Below are 18,820 nucleotides of genomic sequence, written 5' to 3'. Positions count from 1 at the left end.
TTATTTTATAAATTAATCGTTTCTACATGGTCTTTAGTTAGATGTTCAATCTTGCCATCAACCTTGAAATATTTCTCAATCAATTCTTTTAGTTCAACGATTGCTTCTTGAGCACGTTGAGCTTGCTTTTGATTGATTGCTTCAATAACCAAAACCGAATCAGTTGTATCTTCAGTCAACATCGTTCTTTGGGCTTCACGCCAGTTTAGGCAACGACAAATGGCTCCTGAATTATCATAATAAATGATTTCCCCGGGAAGTGCTGGTGAATCTTCAGTTGCTCCTAGAGGTTTGAAGCTTTCGCCTCCAGAGGCTTCTCCCAAATGCATATCGCCATCAAAGGCATTAAGATTTTCGCCACCGCAAGGAACTCCATATTTCAACGAGATACTATTATAAATATCAACTAGAGGATTGATTGGTGAAAATTCATGTCCTTGGCTGACCCTCTTCAACAAAGCTTCAATTGAACATCTTGCGCCCTTTTTAGTTTTGAATTCTCGAAAAGCCTGGCGCCATTCATCAATAACTTCATTTTTACGGAAAGTTTCATCTGTGATAAACTGCTTTGACTCTTCAGTTGCATCACTTAAAAGTTTTGCAAAATAAGGATCATCTTTTTCATCCACATGATTATCGATTCCATGAATCGTTAAAGTACTAATTTGTGCCTCCGGGAATAACTCCCAAAATTTATTATCAACAACTACTTTTGTCATTTAAATTCTCCTTAATCTTAATAAATCCGTTTATTACCTTTTTTTACATATTCCCAATCGCTAGCAGTATTTTTTTCAACCACCTTAAGGAGTTTTGCTACCAACTTTTTCTCATCACTAGTTAATCCTTTTAAAGCAACCTTATTGGAATAAATATTTTCTCGATGAATGATTGGATAGATATCGCTCCCCTTTTTGGTCACGAAGAGTCTTTTCTCCTTACGGTTATCTTGTGATTGTTTACGAACAATCAAACCATTATTTTCTAATTTTTTAATTGCTCGTGCTGCCGTCGTGCGATCAACTTTAATCATCCCAGCTAATTTTTCTTGAATAATTCCTGGATTTTCATAGATCCGCACTAAATATAAATATTGACCTTTAGTCAAATTATATTCTTTAAATTCAATATTACTGATTGAATCTAATGACCTAGCAATCACGCCAATCGACCTTAAAATGTCTACCAAAAAGTTTTACTTCCTTTCATCTAGAAGACATTGTATCTTCTTTTTGTTGCGTTTGCAACATTATTTGAATTAAAAAAACGACTCATCAAAATATGACGAGTCGCTTATAACTAGTGAAACTTATTCTATTTTAAGTTTAATTGATGGCATAACCAACATTATGTGCAAATTGGTCAATTGATTCTTTATAATCAACCCCATTGTCCATTTTATTCAAAACAGCTTGTACTTTACGATCATCACGTAATCTACCAAATAGGTACTGGAATGAATAATTCTTATCTAATAAATTATAGGTTTTTAAAACAAAATTTTTACTATAATCTTCTTTGTCTAAGTTCTTTGCATTATTAATATCGGTATACAGCTCCGATAACACTTTCTTTGCCTCGGTATTGTCGTTTAATTTCATCAATACGCACCACCTAATTAATTATTAAAACTCATCCAGGATTCGGTCACTTTTGTAAGCGTTTCCTAAATCCTGTAATCACATTATATAACGAATCAGAAAAAATTTCAGCGTATTGAGTTATTTTGAAATATTAATCATTTTGTGTCTTAAAATTATGTTTCAAAGCGGGCCAGATCCATTTATCTGCAGTCGCAATTAAAATCCCGTTGAAAATAAAGGAGAACAATGTTCCGACATTGACTGAATAAACTGCTTTTAAAGCAACTCCAGCAATGATAATCAAGATGATTGGTGGCAAAAAGTCAATTACTTGAGCAGCTGTAGCATTACCCTTTAAGTAGAAGAAACGCAAAATATTAGTTGTATCATCATTAGGATGCATAACAATATTGGCTCTTTGGTAAAGCGAAATTGCAATACAGAAGAAAACAACTCCTAAACAAGATAATACGGCTCTAATCAACATTGGTAAATTAGGTATTCCCATGCTGTTCAATAAATTGGTGAAGACATCAACAAAATAACTGAAGAACATCACATATAAGACTTCACCGACTAATCTTTTACCATCAAAATGTTTAATTAAGACTTGGTTAGTCAAGGCATTGATAACTCCAAAAATAAATAATAACAATCCAGTATTTAAGCCCAACCATTTATCCAAGTTTACAGCAGCAACCGTCCACAGGCCACTTCCCATATCTGCCGAGATACAAAGGCCATTACCAAAGGCATTCAAAATCAAGCCAGCAACAAGACCTACAGTCCTCGTTTGTATTGAATTTTTAATGCATATCACTCCTCACAATAAGTTTGATGATACTACTTTGAAATCATCATGCAAGACAATTGAATTCTGATTTACCCGCTCTTTAATCTTAGATTTAATTAAAATTATCATTTTATGCAAACATATTTTAACATTTGACTTACCTAAACGCTCATCATATGATACTAGCTGTATGATTAAAAGTTGCATATTGAGGTAATTCAAATGAGAGTTTCTACAAAATTCAGCGATTCAGTTCACATCTTAGCTTTTATTGAGATTTATAAAGACCAAAAACTATCTAGTGAGCTGATTGCTAAAAGCATCGAAACATCCCCTGTCGTCGTGAGGCGATTAATGGGAAATTTACGCAATGCTGACTTGATCGATACTAAAAAAGGTACTGCAGAAGCAAAATTATCTAAAGATTCAGATAAAATCACCCTATTAGATATCTATTTAGCCGTCGAAGGAAATAAAAAGTTGTTCACAGTCGATTCACATACTAATAGCAATTGCATTGTGGGTGGCAACATTCAAAAAGTTCTCAGCAGTTATTACGAAGATGCGCAAATGGCAGCTTTGCGAAAATTTAATGACGTTACTTTACAAGATATCACCAAAAATATTCTAGTTGAACAAAAAATTAAGAGGTCTACCGATTCCCAATAGGAATTGATAAACCTCTTTTTGATTACGCTTGATAATTTTCTTTGAGAAATTCTTCTAAATCTTGAGCCGGATGTCCCATCACGCTTTGATAATCGAGACTGACTTCAGATAACAAGCCACGACCACCAGCATCATACATGGATGACAACATGTGGCCTTCGTTTCCTTCATTATAAATTTGGGCGAATTCTGCTAAAGTTACTGGTTGATAACCAATTTTAGATTTTGCAACATCAGACAAAACTTCTGCCAATTGTGGCATCGTGTAATTTTTAGTCTGAGTGAAGGTATAGATTTTTCCATTCTTCAACAATTCTTTAGTAGCAGCCACTTTTGCAAAAGCCTTGGCACTGTCTTTTAGACTGATAAATGTCAAAGCTTCTTTCCCAACTGGATAAATAATATTCTTTCTTTCAATCAACTCTGGCAAATAAGGTACCAATGGGTCTGCATATAAAGCGTTTCTAATAATCGTATAAGACAAGCCACTTGAAGCTAAACGACGTGGCAAGTAGCCATAAAATGCCGACAAATCAAAGGGATTATTTATCTGATCAGCAATGAATCCCATGGCTAACATATGACCAATGTTAGCTTTTTTAGCAGCTTCAATAACATTTTCTAATTCACTGACTCGACTAAAACTGCTGTGACTCTTGCTAGGCACATAAATTAAAACATCCTGATTCTTAAATGCTGAAACTAAAGAATCCTCATCTAAAAAATCAATCGGTACAATTGTTGAACCAGCTTCTTTTAAATGATTAGCTTTTGAAACCGTATGAACGGCAGCAGTTACATCATGGCTCGATACTAATTTGATAAGTTCTTGATAAATTTGACCGCCTAAATGTCCTGTTGCTCCAGTTAAAATATATTTCATTTCATTATTGCCCCCCGTTTAAAGACATGATACCGTCTCAGTTACAACCAGTCAAAATGATTGTCTTTTGTATTACTAGTGTTAACTAACATTTCAATTTAAAAAAACTGTTTATCTTATATTTTAAATCACCAATCAGATAAACAGCTACTTATATTATTTATTTATTACCATTGTTCATGATTCCAGAGTCTGCCATCTACTTCACCTTTTAGAAGTTCGGTTCGTTCGTTTTGTTCTTTAACAACTTTTTTCATTGCCAACAAGAAGGCACGATTCTCATAGGCGGTTTGCTTTTTAGCTAACTCAGAAATCTCTTTTGCAAGCCATGTTCCTGTTTCATCCATGATTATTCGTCCTCCCCTTGTTTGATTAAGTTGATGGTACTCTTCAATTGAGTAATATCTTCACGACGCTGTGCAAAGGTATTCAAAATCGCATCGCAATGAGTACAGTCCGTGTCATCAAAATTCTTGATGCGATCAGCAAATTCTTGTTCAAACCACGCTTGACGATTGCTTAAACTATCAGGATAAGCCTGCGTCAGATAACGTTGATAGTCAATCAATAATTGCATTTGCTTAGATTCATCCATATATTGAAATTGCGGAATCTTAAAGGTTGGCAAAATCTTCATCTTAGCTCGATCAGCAATTGCGTGATAGGGAGCCATAATCTCATCGATAGTAATGTTTTCCGTACCGCCTCGTTGAAAATCTTTTAATGGCATCCCGGTGCTGACAACTATTCCGAATTCTTTATCGCCTAAATTTTCATTATCATCGCCATAAATAAAGTTTCTTGTTAAAACTTTATCTTCCCAGTTCTTCAAGCCTGAAGGTGCGGCATACCAGTAAAGTGGAAATTGAAAAATGATTCGATCAGCCGACATCAACAATTTTTGTTCTTTATCGACGTCAATTTCACTCAGTCCTTCAACGTGATGCCAAATAACATCTTGCAATTTTGCACCTTGTAATAAAAATTGTTGCGTTTGTGAATTGTTTATCTCCGGATGAGAAACTACTACTAAAGTTTTCAAAATCAACATCTCCAATCATCATAAGAATAGCAAAAAAATGAAATACTTAACAGTTTCCGTCCTCATTTATCTAAGAAATTTTGCGAATTGCCCAAAATAGCATGATATAATTTATACAATATATAAATTGTTTGAGGAGGCAAATAATGGAAAGGTATTATATCGTCGATAGTTCAATTCTTCCAGAATCATTTGATAAAGTTATAAAAGCCCGCAACCTGCTTGAAACCAAGAAAGTCAACAATGTCAGTGAAGCTGTTAAAGTCGTTGGCATCAGTCGAGGTACTTACTATAAGTATAAAGATTTAGTTTTTTTACCTGACGAAGAAATGAACGACCGCAAAGCAGTAATCTCTATGATGCTCCAACACCAACAAGGTATTTTATCCAAAGTACTCGTTGATATCTCTGAATCAAATGCGTCTATTTTAACCATTAACCAAAATATTCCGATTCACAATACGGCCACAGTCGTCATTTCACTTGATATTGGTCATCTCAATGGAACTATTGACGATTTACTTGCCAAAATCAGACAATCGGATTTAGTCGATAACGTTCAACTAATCGCAATTGAATAATCATTTAGGCCAAGCGATGTACATTGCTAATAAAACACCGCAAGCGCCGACAAAATAAAATAGTTTTGAGATGATATTATTTTTTACGTAGTTTCCAAACATCAACAGAAAAAGTCCTAAGAAGAAAACTACTATCATAATCAAAAAATTCATCATATCACCTAATTTATTATTTAATAATTTACAAGTGACACTTTAAAGAACAAATGTGACGAATTAATGAATTTGTTATGTTAATTTTAAGGTTGACCCCATAAAAAGCGTTCCATCACATGTAAGACCCGAGGATTTCTTCTGGTTAAAGCACTGTGCTCTGCCCTTTTTCCAGTAAAAAGTCTTACTCGATAAGTTTGATTTGGTCCCTTAAAAATTTTCTTAAGCGATTCTGCTGAGGAAACTGGAACAGCTTCGTCAAAATGGTCTTCTGGAGATAATTGACCAATAATATTTAATTCTCGAATATGAAGATTTCTAATCGTTGAGCCTTGAGCTGTATACGTTTGGAAATCTTTTTTTAATTGCTGCGAATAACGCCAATCATTACGTCGATAAATATCGCGATTCAAAATTTGCATTGGTGCAGCAATATTTACCAAAGATTCAATTTGAGGCTGATTAGTCTTTTGACTATAATGCTGCAAATAATAAATTACAGCATTATTACCCCAAGAATGAGCTACAGCGTTGAACTTGGTGACACCATACTTATTATGAAGCATTCTCAATAAATTATCGATCCATCGTGCTGTGTGGTGATAATCTGATTCATGATTATCGACAAACAAAACTTGAATTTCTGGATTTTTGGCTGATTTTTCCCAAATTCCGTCTGTTTTAATAACTTGTCCTTGACGATTAATCGTCACAGTCAAGGTTCTAGTAGCGTAACCGTCCATTTGCGATTGATCGATTAAATAGTCCATCGAACGGACTGTCCCGCCAAAGCCATGAAAAAATAACGTTGGAACTTGTCTTTTAACTGATTCTGAATTAGAAGTAGCTGCAACTTCTTTTTCCATAGTTGGCAAACCCGCCGGGATAAGGAGACCTATTATGGCAATAATTACAAAAATAAATTTTTTCATTGCGACCACCGAATTTATATATTATTAAGTATATTAAAACATTTAATTCGTTAATCAACAAAAAAGACTCGATTTTTTTCGAGTCTTCAATAAATTTATATTCTATAAATTTTGACCTTTTTCCCAAGTAGTTTTCGATAACATCAAGCCTTTCTTGACGATTTGGTCAAATAAAGCGTGTGTGCGAGCAGAAATTTCTCCAGCTGTTTTTTGATTGCTCTGAGTCAGATATTGTGAAATATCTTGATCAGGGATACCTTCATCAGTTTCTTCAACTCGTTGTCTAGCATAGGATTGACATGCATCTAGATAAGCATTGACAGTGTCTGAATACTCGTGAAAATGTGGTTCAATCAAAACTGACAAGGTCTTCTCTAGCCAATACACATTGTCTACTGAAACATCAGTTGTCGTATTCTTATAATCTTCTGGAGTGTCCAAAATATTAGTAAAGAATGGTACATATGGACTATAAGCAAAAAAGCCCATTGCAACCCATTGAATTGCTGAATGTTTGTCGTCGACATCATTTCTAATTTGTAAAATTGATGAACATTGGTTTCGGTCCATCGCAATTGAACGAAATTGCTTCTGTTCATCTTTGGTACCAGAAGCAAAAGTTCCAAATGGATCAAACTTTGTGCCATTGTAGTGTGAAGATAAGAAGAATTCCACGTCTTCAATAGCCAATTTCTTAGCTGGTTTTCTTGTCAATGGCATGTCTTGATCAGTTGGTTCTTGGTCAATTTCTGGATTGAACAATTTTTGACCGTACCAAGTCCGTGGCGTGTTGTAATAAGCATCAGCTTCACTTTGAGTTCCAAAAATTTCACGGAAATTAAAGTGACCTGGTTGTGGATTCAAGTGGTGTTTCTCAACAAAATCGACCAAATCAGTTGCAACTAGGAAGTTATCAGTATCCTTTAAATCAACTTCTTGCATGACAGTTTGGTTAGGTACGATAGCATAAGTATCATCGGGTAAACGCATTGCACCCCAATGGTGTCCTCCGGCTGTTTCTAAAAGCCAAATTTCATTCTTATCATTGAAAGCGATACTATTGCATTCACCAGTACCATATTTTTCAAGGAGCTTGCCCAGACGCATAACTCCTTCTTTAGCAGTCTTAATATAAGGCAAAACTAATGTCAACATGGCTTCTTCATCAACGCCATCGTGTACTAATGGGTCATAGCCTAAAACTCTCGCATTAGTAGCAGTTGTCTCAGTTGAGCTCATCCCAACGTTAAATTCATTGATACCAGCTTCCTCATACTGACCATCGCTTTGGTCAGCTTGTGGTGTAGCGGTGTAACGATAAGCGTGGTCTGGCAATGGAACTTTAACCCCAGTAGTTACTGAAGTATAAACGGAATCTTCTTGAGTCTTAGCTTCATGAACGACAAATTTAATTGGATTAATTGGGCCATAGCCATCCTCATTACGAGCGACAATGGTGGAACCATCCATACTAGCAGCTTTTCCCACTAGGATTTCGGTACAATCAGAACTTGTATTTTTCATACGTTCCCCCTCCTTATAGTCCTTAGTATAGGATTAAAAGTTCAATTAGACCAGAGGCTTTCTTAGAAAAAATCTAATAAAAAAAAGACTTGAACTTAATCAAGTCTTTTTTATCTCATTTGTCTAAGTTAAGAGATTTAGTATTTAATTTTAAATTAAACCACTTCAACAGATGCTGTTGTAACACCGTATGAAGGAATTTGGTTATTTGGCATAGCAACATCTAATTGGTTAGGGTTACTGTATGCAAATGTACCTGTATCATTAACAGTTCTGTTCAAGACAGTACCATCAGAAAGTGTGATTCTTAGTTGTGTACCCTTAGGGAATACTGATAGGTTAGCGGCAACACCGGAGTAACCCATGTTTGAACCTAAGACAGCTGGATCATAGAAAGAAATCTTGTATGTTCCTTGTGATGTACCAGTTGATTGTGATGTTGATGTTTGTGTTGAAGCACTTGTATTAGTGTTTGTTTGTGTTGTTTGAGATGCACTTTGTGTTGCTTGTGTATCTTGAGTTTGTGTTTGTTGTGCAGGAGCTTGATAACCAGTATTTTCTGTTGTTGCTTGTGTTGCTTGTTGTGTAGCAGAGTTATCTGTACTTGCTTGAGCAGCTGTAGCACCAGGTAATGTTACTGTTTCACCTGGGAAAATCAAGTCAAATCCGCCAACTTCACGGCCGTTTGCTTGTTCAAGTTCAGCGATTGTTACCCCAGCGTTAGCAGCGATACTCTTGTATGTATCACCTGCTTCTACTTGAACATGGTTACTGTCGAGTGAGACTGCAGCTTGAGCAGTCTTTGTTGATGCTGCGATTGCTGTTAAAGCCATAGTACTTACTAAAGCGATAGATAAAACTTTTTTCATGAATTAATTACATCCTTTAAATTTGTTTAGCCCTCATTTGCTATGTTGCATATACTAACAAGTATTTATTACACAACAACGTCTGTCAAGTTACAAAATATCCAATTTCTGTAATGTAAGTAATGGTTTTGCAATAAAAGTTTCATCTATCGCCGGTTTAATGGCATTTTGCTTTTTATAAATTTGAAAATAGTTAGGATATATTCTGAAAATATGAGAATATCCTTATAATAATCCTTAAATAAATACGCTCAAAATAAGAACACAGACCAGTCCAACCACTGATATCAAGGTCTCTAAGACTGTCCAGGTCATTAATGTTTCTTTAACGGTTAAATCGAAATATTCCTTAAACATCCAAAAACCTGCATCATTAACATGAGAAGCCGCTAAGGAACCTGCCCCGATTGCTAGAACCATTAAAGCTGGGTTAACTCCAGCTGAAGTCATTAATGGTAGAACTAATCCGGCTGCAGTTAATGAAGCAACTGTAGCTGAACCAAGAGCTACTCTTAAAACCACAGCAATCAACCAGCCAAGTAGCAATGGGGAAATATTAACGCCACTAAATAATTCCATAACGGAATCACCAACGCCACCATCAATCAAAACTTGTTTGAAGGCACCGCCACCACCAATAACTAAGAGCAGCATAGCAATCGATTTAACCGCTTCTTCTAAACTTTTCATGATAGTGGGAGTCTCAAATCTTCTGGCCCATCCCATCGTATACATCGCTACTAATAAAGAAATCGTCATTGTAATAGCAGGTGTTCCAATAAAAGCAATGATTGAATCTAAGATACTAGGATTTTTGGGAACTGATCCATTATTAAATAATAATTGATAAATAGTAGTAATAGCCATCAAGATAACTGGAAATAATGATGTTAAAACACTGATGCCAAATCTGGGAGTATCTTCTAATTTAAATTCTTTTTGTGGACCTAATGCTGACAAATTACCTTTACGATCAAAAGCATCAGGAGTTAATTTCTGAGCCACTTTAGTATAAAGCGGTCCAGCCACAATAACACATGGAATTGCGACCAAGACTCCATACAACAAGACATGTCCTGCATTAGCATTCAAAACAGCACTGATTGCTGTTGGTCTGTTGGTGCCGGATGAGGCGGTAAAAATCCATGAGTGACCGACAAAGCAGTTGCCATGGGAATCCCTAAATAAAGAATAGAAACTCCAGCCTCAAGCGCAATTGCGAAGACGATGGGAATTAATAGAACCATTCCGACTTCAAAGAATAAAGCAATCCCAATAATAAATGATGCTAAGACGATTGCTAATTGCAATCTTTTTTTACCAAATTTTTCAATTAAAGTATGTGAGATTCTAAAAGCTCCACCTGCGTCCGCAACGAGTCGACCTAGCATCGCTCCAAATCCAAAGACAATCGATAATTCACCTAACTGTCCACCGATACCGTCTTGAATACTCGTTGCAATTTTAGTCATCGGAATCCCTAATCCAATTCCTACAACAATTGAAGTTATAATCAGTGATAGGAAAGTGTTGAGTTTTAACTTAATGATTAGAAATAGCAACAAAGCCACTCCTAAAATCAGTACTAAAAAGTCCATAATTAGCTCCTTTTCTGTTACCGCTTACAAGTATATTTATAAAGAAAGCACGTTTTAAAGCGTGCCCTTTTTTATTTCATATGTTTCTTCTGGAATTCAGCAATACTCTTATATTCAGGTTCTAAAACTTTTGATAATCGCAACCAAATTGGCAATAATTCACGATAGACTTCAAAATTCTTTTCATTTGGCTTGTGAACATCAGTTACACCTATCATGCCTTTTACAGCCGATAAACTGTCAACATATCTAAGGAGTACATCCCAAGAACAGCTGCTCCTAAACATGAACTTTCAAAGCTTTCGGGAATAGTGACATCTTGTTCAAAAATGTCAGCTAACATTTGTCTCCACAAGGCTGAACGAGCAAAACCGCCAGTTGCTTGAATACTCTTAGGTTTGCCGGCAACTCCTTCAATCGTCAACATTACAATGTAAAGATTGTAGACGATTCCTTCTAAAGCAGCCCTAACCATATGTGCTCTCGTATGCTTTCTAGTCAAACCAAAAAATGATCCTCTAGCGTAAGCATCCCAAATTGGAGCACGTTCTCCACCGAGATATGGATGGAATAATAATCCATCTGAGCCGGCCGGAATCTTCTCTGCAATTTGCGTCAAAATATCATAAGTAGAAACTTGCATTTGTTCAGCCGTTATCTTTTCAGGAGCAAACAATTGATCTTTGACCCAGCGAAAAACAATCCCACCGTTATTGACCGGACCACCAACGACCCATTTATCTTTGGTCAAAGCATAGCAAAATAGTTTTCCATTCGGATCGACGACCGGCTTATCAACAACTACCCGAACAGCGCCGCTTGTTCCAATTGTGACCGCTACGACTCCAGGATCGATTGCGCCAACTCCTAAATTAGAAAGTACTCCATCGCTAGCACCAAAAATAAATGGCACATCGGTTGAAATTCCTAATAGTTCTGAATATCTTTCATTTAAACCAGAAATCGAATCAGTCGGTTCAACTAATTCCGGCAATTGTTCTTCAGTAATGCCCAATAAATCTAAGGCTTGTTGTTCCCAAGTCAATTTAAAAATATTGAACATTCCTGTTGCTGAAGCGATTGAATACTCCATCCGATAAACGCCAAAAAGTCTAAAGAAAACATAACTCTTCAAATCAACAAACTTTTTAGCTTGGTGATAGAGATCAGGCTTTTCATTTTTTAACCATAATATTTTTGACAATGGAGCCATTGGATGGATCGGCGTTCCTGTTTTGGCGTATATTTCTGCTCCTAAACCGTTAGCCTTCAATTCTTCACTGTATTTAGCGGCACGGTTGTCAGCCCAGGTGATAGCTCTGGTCAATGGTTTGTCATCTTTATCCATTAAAATCAAGCTGTGCATAGCTGATGAAAACGAAACCCCCTTTAGTTCATCTGGTTTAACTTTTCCTTTACGAATAACTTGTCCTAAAACATCAATTACAGCTGAAAAAATTTCTTCAGGGTCTTCTTCGGCCATATCTGGTATGTCTTGATATAATTGGTAACCACTATTGGCATATGCAATAACTTTGCCCTTCATATCATACAAAACACTCTTTGTACTAGTCGTTCCAATATCAACACCAATCATGTATTCCATAAATAAAACTCCTCGTAAATTGATTTCTAAACAATTAATATTATTACATAAATTTTTCAACTATTTAAAAAGAACTGACATTTTACTTCTTTTCGATTGCGTGACCACCAAATTCGTTTCTCAAAGCCGAAACAACTTTTCCCGTGAAAGTGTCGTCTTCTAAGGAACGATACCTCATCATCAATGACATTCCAATGACAGGAGTTGGAACTTGCAGCTTCAAAGCTTCATCTAAAGTCCACTTGCCTTCGCCAGATGAATGCATCACGCCTTTGATATGTTCCAAATTTTTATCATTAGAAAAGGCATCTTGAGCTAGTTCCATCAACCAGCCGCGAATGACTGATCCGTTTGACCAAACTTTAGCAACTGCTTCGTTATCATATTTAAATTGGCTATGTTCTAAAACATCGAATCCTTCTGCAATCGATTCCATCATTCCGTATTCGATGCCATTGTGGACCATCTTCAAATAATGACCACTGCCAGCTTTTCCGGTATATAAATAACCATCTTTTTCTGCAATGCTTTTAAATATCGGTTCAATATACTTGAAGGCCTCATAATCATCGCCACCAATCATAAAGTTGCCATCTTTATTAGCTCCACTTTGACCACCTGAAGTTCCACAATCGAAGAATTTAATATCTTCGCCACTCAAAATTTGATTGTGACGTAAAGAATCTTGATAAAATGAATTCCCACCATCAATCACGATATCATCAGAATCCAAGATTTTACTCAACTCAAGAATTGTCTTATCCGTTGGCTTTCCAGCTGGCAACATCACCCAAATAATTCTTGGACGTTTCAAACTGATGACAACTTCTTCCAAACTGTCGACCACTTTAGCACCTAGTTTAACAGCAGCTTTTTTGGCATCTTCATTTAAATCGTAAGCCACAACATTGTTATCATTTCTAATTAAATTTTCAGACAAATTGATACCCATTTTTCCCAAACCAATCATTGCTAAATCCATAATTATAGTCTCCTTTGTAAAACGCTTTCATTGATTAATTACATTATATGAAAATTATTTTTATAAATCAACATGTATTAGAAAAAAAGTTTTCAGCGATTACCTGTTATGGTATTCTAATAGTATGAGGTAAGGCTTATGCAGAATAATATAAATATATTAATTAAATCTTATTACGATAATTTAACCGGTACATCTAAAGACATTGCCGATTATTTACTAACGCATCCCCAGACCAGTTCATCCTTAACTATCACTGATCTGGCTAAAAAAACTAATTCTTCCATCTCTTCAATTTCTCGTTTTGCAAAAAAACTGGGCTTTAACAGCTTCCAAGAATTAAAAATAAATCTTTTGACTTCGCAAACTCGAAAAGAAGATGGAAATCACCTATTTCAAGAGATCAATTCAAACGACTCCACGTTAGAAATGGCAAAAAAAGTTTTTACATCAAACATTTCTGCCTTGAATGCAACCTTGGACACCCTCACTCAAGAGGAATTGGATAAAGCTATTAAAATAATTTCTGATTATGATACAATCGCCTTCTTTGGATTAGGGGCATCCGCTTTAGTAGCTTTGGACGGTTATCATAAATTTTTACGTTCAGATAAAACCCCTTTGTTCGCCAATGACTTTCACATGCAATTGATGTTAGCAACGACGCTCAAAAAAAATACTTGTGCCATCGTCATTTCTCACAGTGGCGAAAATAAAGATACTTTAGAATTAGCTCAAAAATTACGAGAAAAGAACATTAAAACAATCGGTATCACTAGCTATGGCAATTCAGCTTTGACCAAAATCGTTGATTTGACGCTTCTATCTATTTCTGAAGAAACTAAATATCAAAATGAAGCTTTGCATGCTATCATTGCTCAAATTTCTTTGATTGATACTTTATTCGTCTTGACTGCAATGAAAGATGACCAACAAACGACTAATATTTTTAAAGAAATCAGAAAAACCATCAATGACACCAGAAATTAAGTGGCGTCATATGGATATAGCAAAAGCCAGGATAATCATTTTTTCGATTGTCCTGGCTTTTTTACTAATAAAAAAATTCTAAGTAAAGATACCATCTCAACCTAGAACTCAATTACTGATTATTTATTTCTCAATTCTTCCCATTCAGAACGCAAAATCCCATATTCCATATAATCGTAATACTTATCCTGATAATATCGAATTTGGCGTATCCTGGCTTCTTCTTTCATGCCTATTTTTTCGGCAACGTGCATCATTCTCGGATTTCCTGACCAAGTAGTTATTCCGATATGAGGTAAATCATAAAGTTTAAAAAGATAATCCATAAACAAATTCAAAGCTCGACTACCGATGTTTTTGTCCCACATATCTTCATGATAAATTGTAATTCCCATATCAAGCCAGTGCTTTAATGACCGATCTTCAAAACCAGCTCCAACTGAACCGACGATTTGATCATTATATGTCACGAGAAGATGATTTTTGTTATTAATCCAATTTCGATAAGCATAAACACTTAAAAATTCTTCTTTAGTGGGCAAGTCATCATGAAAGTAAGGACCGTTTAATTTGGTCCATTTAGCCTTTTGATTACTAAAAGCTAATTCCCAGAACTCTTCCAAATCTTCCGGTTGGGCTTGTCTAATTTTAACTTCTTCCACACTAATTCCTCCAAATAAAAAGGCTTGTCATTAAATTATATGACAAATCTTTTCAATATAAACAATTAATTTAATATTTAAAGAAATTCTTAGTCCATTTGCACAAATTCAGGATTTTTTGTTTGTTCACTTGCTAAATTCAATTGTAAAAGAAAAATCCTTAGATTATGATATTAATTGTAGTGTAAAGAATTTAGAGGGATCAATTTCAATGTCGCTTAGGGGTAAACAAATATTAAGTAAATTGGCATTTATTGTCATATATTCATACTTTTTTATAATTTCATTTTTAATCATCCCAGTTGGAGATGACTTTTTTTGGTGGGGAAAAAAGGGAATGTATCTGTTGCAGCATAACTTTTACAGCCCCAAGCCAATTTTTGATGGTAGTTCCAATGGCCGATATTTAGGCAACCTATCCGAAATGTTGATTATGCATAGCAGCGTTTTTGCAGCTGTCATCTACGCTAGCACGATAACCTTATTTATTTGGTGCATTTGGGAATTATTTAATAAAGGAACCATTCAACTAGTTCTAGCTTTATCATTTTTTGTCATATCTCAATTAGGCTATATTCAACACATTTACGTTTGGTTTGCTGGATTTATTAACTATTTCCCACCAATAAGTTTATTGCTTTTATTCATTGTCTTATTTAAAAAATACATTGAAACACAAAAGCGTTTGCCGATATTAATTTATCTTTTTATTCCGCTCATCGGGGGCTTGTTTATTGAACATATGACTTTGTATCAAGTACTGATTGGAATTATAGCTACCCTATTAATTCTATTTATGAATAACAAGTTATCGCTTGCTCCAACTATTGCCTATACAATTGGTGGATTAATCTCTTCATTTATTATGTTTTCAAATGAATCGTACCATCACGCCAGCGATCATTATAAAAAAGTGTCATTCTCATTTGAGAAGTTCGTTGATAATTTTACCAATATAACTCATTTTTGGATTATAACTTTCAATTGGATAATTATTGCCATCATCTGTCTTTCAATAATTGTGATTGCAGCCTCAAAAGTTAAAAATAAAATCACTAAATATACTTTGATGACATTATCTTTTCTCTTCGCTGCTTACTACGTTTCAATAAACATTTATATTCAATTAAATTATCACATCAATATTTATTTTTATAAAATAACTAAACTGAATCATGATTTTGCAAAAATTGATAGTTGGATTGGGGTTGCCTTTGTCATTTTTTTAATTCTCGCAACTTTTATTATCTTTAATAGTTTCAAACACATTGATGCTTACTTCTACCTATTTAGTTTTATAGCTCTGGCAGTCCCATTTTTCTTTATCCTTGCACCAATGTTTGTTCGTGAATACTTCAGTTCATTTATCTTCTTATTTATTCTAGCAATTAAATATTTAACTGAAGCCATCTCTTTAGCAAAACCCAATGTAATCAAATGCTTGACGGTACTTTTTTCAATTTTTATTATCGTAACTTACTCTCTCGTTATGTTTATGATGACAACTAATTATCAGGTCAATACAAAAAGAGTTCAAAGTGAATCCTTCATTTACAAATCAAAACTTTTAAAGAAGCATGTTCCATATCCAGAATATGTTTTTTTAAACGATATGCCTATCATGCAATCATCATCATACTGGAAAAATAAAATGACTTTTAAAACTGAAGATTATTTTTTCAACAATTATTATAAATAAAAAGTAGGAGTGCTGATAAAACAGCATTCCTACTTTTTATTTAAAGATTTTTATTGTATCTATTAGTTAGCTTGTGCAGGTTCACGACTACCTAATCTTACCTTTTCAACTGCGTGGCTACTCTCTAAGTCAGATTCTTTGAATCCGAACATGTATGTTGCAATAAAGGCAACAACGATTGTAGCAGCGGAGGATACTAGGAAGCCAGTAAAGCTTGAATCAATTCCCTTTGGATTAATAAATGATGCAAATCCAATTAGAGAACCAGCGAAGCCCCACATATCAACGTGCATTAAACCTGTAATTAATCCACCAACGGCACTACCAATATTAGCAGTCCAGAAGATACGACCATATTTCAAATTAATACCATACATTGCAGGTTCTGTAACTCCAGCAAAGGCTGAAAGTGTTGCGGCACCAGCAATTTGTTTCATATCAATATTCTTCTTTGTTTTGAAGAAGACGGCCATTGTAGCGGCACCTTGAGCAACCATTGTTACAGAAACAATGGCATTCAAAGCACTGTGTCCAGTTGTGGCAATTTGACTAGCAACAATCGGAATAACGGCCCAGTGCAAACCAAAGATAACCAAGCATTGATAGAATCCACCAATCAGTATTCCTGAAATAACCGGACTGAAATTCAATAGAGCAACGATACCATTAGCTAAGTATGAACTTAGCAATGTGATAACTGGTCCAACAATAACTAAAATAATTGCACTGACAATAAATACTTCTAGTAAGGGACTAAGAATCATCCGTAATGACAAAACAATATGTTTCTTGAGCCATGGCTCTAGTTTAGAAGCCAACCATGCTGCAGCAATCATTGGGAAAATTGAGTAAGTATAGTTAGCAACGTGGATTGGAATACCAAAGAAATTTGCATTGATATTCATTTGGGTACTAGTTGTTTTAGAAGCCAATGTAACTAGTGTTGGATAAGCTAGTACACCACCAATAACACCCATGATAACTTGATTTGCTCCTAATCTCTTAGCAGCAGTAAAACCAACTAAAATTGGAAGGAAGTAGAAGACTGAATCTCCCATCGCATTGATGATCATGTAAGTGGAGCTCTTCTCTGAAAGCCACTTTGCAGAAACAATCAAAGCTAATAATCCTTTCAAAATACCAGAAGCGGCTAACAAACCGATAACTGGCATCATGCTGGCTGTAATAACACCAATTAGAGCACTAAAATAGAATTTAGTCTTTGGCCAAATACCTTTAGGTGCCTTTTCCTTTTTAGTTTTGACTTCGGAGTCGCCACCAAAACCAGGTCCTAATGCCTTAACAACGGCATCGAAGACATCTTCAACTGCGGGTCCAATAACAACTTGATATTGGCCACCAGCCTTAGCAACATCTATGACACCTTTCAAATTCTTGATAACCGAGTCATTAGCTTTGTTATCATCTTTCAAATAGAAACGAACACGTGTGATACAGTGGATGACATTATCAACGTTTGAAACGCCACCAACATTTTTCACGATATCTTTCCCAAGGTGATCATAGTCAACATTCTTACTTGGCTTTGCAGTAGCTTCACCTTCTGCCATCAAATCGACAGTCGCTACTTCAGCACCAGCTTGAATATCGCCTTTCTCAACATGAATCTCTTTTACAGCCTTTGCAGTATTAGTAATTGCAACAATAATATCGGTTACCTTACCTGCTTTTTTGACCGCATCAAGATCCATTGTAGCAATCTTGTCACCAGCTTTGACACTGTCTCCTTCTTTAACGAACGTTTCAAATGGAGCGCCATTTAGTTCAACAGTATCAACACCCATGTGAACCAAAACTTCAAGTCCATCGTCTGTCTTCAAACCGACGGCATGTTTCGTGGATGCGACAAGCATGACTTTACCAGAAACTGGAGCTACCACTTTCTGGGAGTTAGGAATCACGCCAAAGCCTTCACCCATTGCTTTTTCGGAGAACATCGGATCATGAACTTCAGTCATTTCAACTACTTGCCCTGAAACCGGAGCAAGCATTTTAACTGTACTTTTCATAAAAAGCACCTCCTTAAAGTAAGTAATCGTAATCGGTTACATCTTTGTACATAACTATATTACATCAATCCCTGTATAAACATCAAGTTTCGTAATATGGACTTAAGTCAAATCCTCGGACACGAACTCTATTCTTAATTTAACAAACTGAAGCCGTTGGTTTCTTCGAATTGCTTAGGGGTCATATAGCTTAAAGCACTGTGAATTCTTTTACGGTTGTACCA

At 35.4% G+C, this 18,820-nt stretch carries 17 protein-coding genes and 2 pseudogenes; 4 read left to right on the top strand and 15 right to left on the bottom strand.

Annotated elements, in window-relative coordinates:
• Positions 1 to 5 precede the first annotated feature (5 nt).
• From FHL05_RS03630 to FHL05_RS03615, 4 genes are all read right to left on the bottom strand, one after another.
• Entirely contained in the window at positions 6 to 719 is a 714-nt protein-coding gene (locus FHL05_RS03630; protein ID WP_153385743.1) for a B3/B4 domain-containing protein, read from the bottom strand.
• Between the two features lie 17 nt (positions 720 to 736).
• Positions 737 to 1,189, bottom strand: coding sequence for a MarR family transcriptional regulator (locus FHL05_RS03625; RefSeq protein WP_153385742.1), 453 nt, complete (start codon positions 1,187 to 1,189; stop codon positions 737 to 739).
• A 136-nt stretch (positions 1,190 to 1,325) separates the two neighbouring features.
• Positions 1,326 to 1,601: a hypothetical protein gene (locus FHL05_RS03620; protein ID WP_153385741.1), complete on the bottom strand. Its 276-nt coding sequence runs from the start codon at positions 1,599 to 1,601 to the stop codon at positions 1,326 to 1,328.
• 133 nt (positions 1,602 to 1,734) lie between these two features.
• A complete protein-coding gene (locus FHL05_RS03615; protein WP_475392981.1) occupies positions 1,735 to 2,394 on the bottom strand; it encodes a DUF6198 family protein in 660 nt (219 codons plus the stop codon).
• Positions 2,395 to 2,598: 204 nt separating this feature from the next.
• Between FHL05_RS03615 and FHL05_RS03610 the strand changes: the two genes are divergently transcribed.
• On the top strand, positions 2,599 to 3,045 hold the full coding sequence (locus FHL05_RS03610; RefSeq protein WP_153385740.1) for an Rrf2 family transcriptional regulator: 447 nt from the start codon (positions 2,599 to 2,601) through the stop codon (positions 3,043 to 3,045).
• Between the two features lie 22 nt (positions 3,046 to 3,067).
• Here FHL05_RS03610 and FHL05_RS03605 read toward each other — a convergent pair whose 3' ends face one another.
• The 3 genes from FHL05_RS03605 to FHL05_RS03595 form a co-directional block, all read right to left on the bottom strand.
• Positions 3,068 to 3,928, bottom strand: a complete 861-nt coding sequence (locus FHL05_RS03605; RefSeq protein ID WP_153522026.1) for an NmrA family NAD(P)-binding protein — start codon at positions 3,926 to 3,928, stop codon at positions 3,068 to 3,070.
• 167 nt (positions 3,929 to 4,095) lie between these two features.
• Positions 4,096 to 4,275: a hypothetical protein gene (locus FHL05_RS03600; RefSeq protein WP_153385738.1), complete on the bottom strand. Its 180-nt coding sequence runs from the start codon at positions 4,273 to 4,275 to the stop codon at positions 4,096 to 4,098.
• Positions 4,276 to 4,277: 2 nt separating this feature from the next.
• The gene (locus FHL05_RS03595; RefSeq protein ID WP_238333986.1) at positions 4,278 to 4,979 is read right to left on the bottom strand and encodes an NAD(P)H-dependent oxidoreductase; all 702 of its coding nucleotides are present in this window, start codon (positions 4,977 to 4,979) and stop codon (positions 4,278 to 4,280) included.
• 137 nt (positions 4,980 to 5,116) lie between these two features.
• On the opposite strand from FHL05_RS03595, the gene FHL05_RS03590 reads away from it, so the two are divergent.
• The gene (locus tag FHL05_RS03590; RefSeq protein WP_153385736.1) at positions 5,117 to 5,551 is read left to right on the top strand and encodes an ACT domain-containing protein; all 435 of its coding nucleotides are present in this window, start codon (positions 5,117 to 5,119) and stop codon (positions 5,549 to 5,551) included.
• Between the two features lie 239 nt (positions 5,552 to 5,790).
• Here FHL05_RS03590 and FHL05_RS03585 read toward each other — a convergent pair whose 3' ends face one another.
• From FHL05_RS03585 to gnd, 6 genes and pseudogenes are all read right to left on the bottom strand, one after another.
• Entirely contained in the window at positions 5,791 to 6,570 is a 780-nt protein-coding gene (locus FHL05_RS03585) for an alpha/beta fold hydrolase (protein WP_162000192.1), read from the bottom strand.
• A 168-nt stretch (positions 6,571 to 6,738) separates the two neighbouring features.
• Positions 6,739 to 8,160, bottom strand: coding sequence for a C69 family dipeptidase (locus FHL05_RS03580; protein ID WP_153385734.1), 1,422 nt, complete (start codon positions 8,158 to 8,160; stop codon positions 6,739 to 6,741).
• A gap of 155 nt (positions 8,161 to 8,315) precedes the next feature.
• On the bottom strand, positions 8,316 to 9,029 hold the full coding sequence (locus FHL05_RS03575; RefSeq protein ID WP_153385733.1) for a LysM peptidoglycan-binding domain-containing protein: 714 nt from the start codon (positions 9,027 to 9,029) through the stop codon (positions 8,316 to 8,318).
• 237 nt (positions 9,030 to 9,266) lie between these two features.
• Positions 9,267 to 10,627 (bottom strand): annotated as a pseudogene (locus FHL05_RS03570) (gluconate:H+ symporter).
• Between the two features lie 71 nt (positions 10,628 to 10,698).
• Positions 10,699 to 12,233, bottom strand: a pseudogene (gntK, locus tag FHL05_RS03565) (gluconokinase).
• Positions 12,234 to 12,315: 82 nt separating this feature from the next.
• Positions 12,316 to 13,215: a phosphogluconate dehydrogenase (NAD(+)-dependent, decarboxylating) gene (gnd, locus tag FHL05_RS03560; protein ID WP_153522024.1), complete on the bottom strand. Its 900-nt coding sequence runs from the start codon at positions 13,213 to 13,215 to the stop codon at positions 12,316 to 12,318.
• A gap of 138 nt (positions 13,216 to 13,353) precedes the next feature.
• Between gnd and FHL05_RS03555 the strand changes: the two genes are divergently transcribed.
• Positions 13,354 to 14,205 carry a MurR/RpiR family transcriptional regulator gene (locus FHL05_RS03555; protein ID WP_153522022.1) on the top strand — a complete coding sequence of 284 codons (852 nt, stop codon included), beginning with the start codon at positions 13,354 to 13,356 and terminating at the stop codon, positions 14,203 to 14,205.
• A 119-nt stretch (positions 14,206 to 14,324) separates the two neighbouring features.
• Here FHL05_RS03555 and FHL05_RS03550 read toward each other — a convergent pair whose 3' ends face one another.
• Complete coding sequence (locus FHL05_RS03550; protein ID WP_162000191.1) at positions 14,325 to 14,867, bottom strand: GNAT family N-acetyltransferase; 543 nt, start codon at positions 14,865 to 14,867, stop codon at positions 14,325 to 14,327.
• Positions 14,868 to 15,204: 337 nt separating this feature from the next.
• On the opposite strand from FHL05_RS03550, the gene FHL05_RS03545 reads away from it, so the two are divergent.
• Complete coding sequence (locus tag FHL05_RS03545) at positions 15,205 to 16,566, top strand: DUF6056 family protein (RefSeq protein ID WP_153522020.1); 1,362 nt, start codon at positions 15,205 to 15,207, stop codon at positions 16,564 to 16,566.
• Between the two features lie 62 nt (positions 16,567 to 16,628).
• On the opposite strand, the gene FHL05_RS03540 is transcribed toward FHL05_RS03545, so the two are convergent.
• Positions 16,629 to 18,596 (bottom strand): PTS sugar transporter subunit IIABC, encoded by a 1,968-nt coding sequence (locus FHL05_RS03540; protein ID WP_153522018.1) that lies wholly within the window; start codon positions 18,594 to 18,596, stop codon positions 16,629 to 16,631.
• Positions 18,597 to 18,820 lie beyond the last annotated feature (224 nt).

The sequence above is a fragment of the Companilactobacillus halodurans genome (assembly GCF_009600995.1).
Lineage (GTDB): Bacteria > Bacillota > Bacilli > Lactobacillales > Lactobacillaceae > Companilactobacillus > Companilactobacillus halodurans.
Note: the sequence above shows the minus strand (reverse complement) of the source record. Positions and strands in the feature narration are given on the sequence as shown.

What these genes read in the sequence shown, in the direction of transcription:
- FHL05_RS03600 (WP_153385738.1), bottom strand. Translation starts at nt 4,275, where the DNA reads ATGGATGAAACAGGAACATGGCTTGCAAAAGAGATTTCTGAGTTAGCT.
- FHL05_RS03610 (WP_153385740.1), top strand. Translation starts at nt 2,599, where the DNA reads ATGAGAGTTTCTACAAAATTCAGCGATTCAGTTCACATCTTAGCTTTT.
- FHL05_RS03540 (WP_153522018.1), bottom strand. Translation starts at nt 18,596, where the DNA reads ATGAAAAGTACAGTTAAAATGCTTGCTCCGGTTTCAGGGCAAGTAGTT.
- FHL05_RS03590 (WP_153385736.1), top strand. Translation starts at nt 5,117, where the DNA reads ATGGAAAGGTATTATATCGTCGATAGTTCAATTCTTCCAGAATCATTT.
- FHL05_RS03595 (WP_238333986.1), bottom strand. Translation starts at nt 4,979, where the DNA reads ATGTTGATTTTGAAAACTTTAGTAGTAGTTTCTCATCCGGAGATAAAC.
- FHL05_RS03585 (WP_162000192.1), bottom strand. Translation starts at nt 6,570, where the DNA reads ATGGAAAAAGAAGTTGCAGCTACTTCTAATTCAGAATCAGTTAAAAGA.
- FHL05_RS03630 (WP_153385743.1), bottom strand. Translation starts at nt 719, where the DNA reads ATGACAAAAGTAGTTGTTGATAATAAATTTTGGGAGTTATTCCCGGAG.
- FHL05_RS03620 (WP_153385741.1), bottom strand. Translation starts at nt 1,601, where the DNA reads ATGAAATTAAACGACAATACCGAGGCAAAGAAAGTGTTATCGGAGCTG.
- FHL05_RS03580 (WP_153385734.1), bottom strand. Translation starts at nt 8,160, where the DNA reads ATGAAAAATACAAGTTCTGATTGTACCGAAATCCTAGTGGGAAAAGCT.
- FHL05_RS03575 (WP_153385733.1), bottom strand. Translation starts at nt 9,029, where the DNA reads ATGAAAAAAGTTTTATCTATCGCTTTAGTAAGTACTATGGCTTTAACA.
- FHL05_RS03555 (WP_153522022.1), top strand. Translation starts at nt 13,354, where the DNA reads ATGCAGAATAATATAAATATATTAATTAAATCTTATTACGATAATTTA.
- gnd (WP_153522024.1), bottom strand. Translation starts at nt 13,215, where the DNA reads ATGGATTTAGCAATGATTGGTTTGGGAAAAATGGGTATCAATTTGTCT.
- FHL05_RS03605 (WP_153522026.1), bottom strand. Translation starts at nt 3,928, where the DNA reads ATGAAATATATTTTAACTGGAGCAACAGGACATTTAGGCGGTCAAATT.
- FHL05_RS03545 (WP_153522020.1), top strand. Translation starts at nt 15,205, where the DNA reads ATGTATCTGTTGCAGCATAACTTTTACAGCCCCAAGCCAATTTTTGAT.